Source organism: Streptomyces sp. SP18CS02 (assembly GCF_036322365.1).
Classification (GTDB): Bacteria; Actinomycetota; Actinomycetes; order Streptomycetales; family Streptomycetaceae; genus Streptomyces.
This window is the reverse complement of sequence record NZ_JAQYXC010000073.1, coordinates 1-483: the sequence shown is the minus strand read 5'-3', so window position 1 is coordinate 483 and position 483 is coordinate 1. Positions and strand designations below refer to the sequence as shown.

Below are 483 nucleotides of genomic sequence, written 5' to 3'. Positions count from 1 at the left end.
GGGGGGGGGGCCCGGCGATGTAATACACCCCCCCCCACCCAAAACAACACCCCCCCCCCCACACCCACCCAAACAAAAACCAAAACCAACAACACAAAAAAACAAAAAAAAAAAAAAAAAAAAAACACCCAAAAAAAAAAAACAACACACCCCCCCAACAACAAAACCACCCCCACCCCCCCCCCCCACCCACCACCCACAACACCCACCCCCCACACACAAACCCCAACAGCCCCCCCCCCCCCCCCCCGCCCCCCCCCCCGCCACCCCGCGCGCGCCCACCCCCTCCCGCGGGCGCCCGCGCGCCCGCCGCGGCGCGCGCGCGCCGCGCCGCGCCCCCCGCCCCACGCCCCCCCCCCCCCCCCCCGCCCCCCCCCCCCCCAGCGCCGCCCGCCAGGGCTGCCACCCCCTCTCTATGTTCAGGACACCGACCCCCCCTAGATCAACACGACCCAGTCTAGCTATTTCACTGATCAATGCACT

Annotated in this window: 1 protein-coding gene; it reads right to left on the bottom strand. The window is 68.1% G+C overall.

The window, feature by feature from the left end:
- Positions 1–196, bottom strand: a 196-nt coding sequence (locus PUR26_RS00360; protein ID WP_329868069.1) for a hypothetical protein, incomplete at its 3' end; no start/stop codon positions are given.
- Between the last annotated feature and the right edge of the window lie 287 nt (positions 197–483).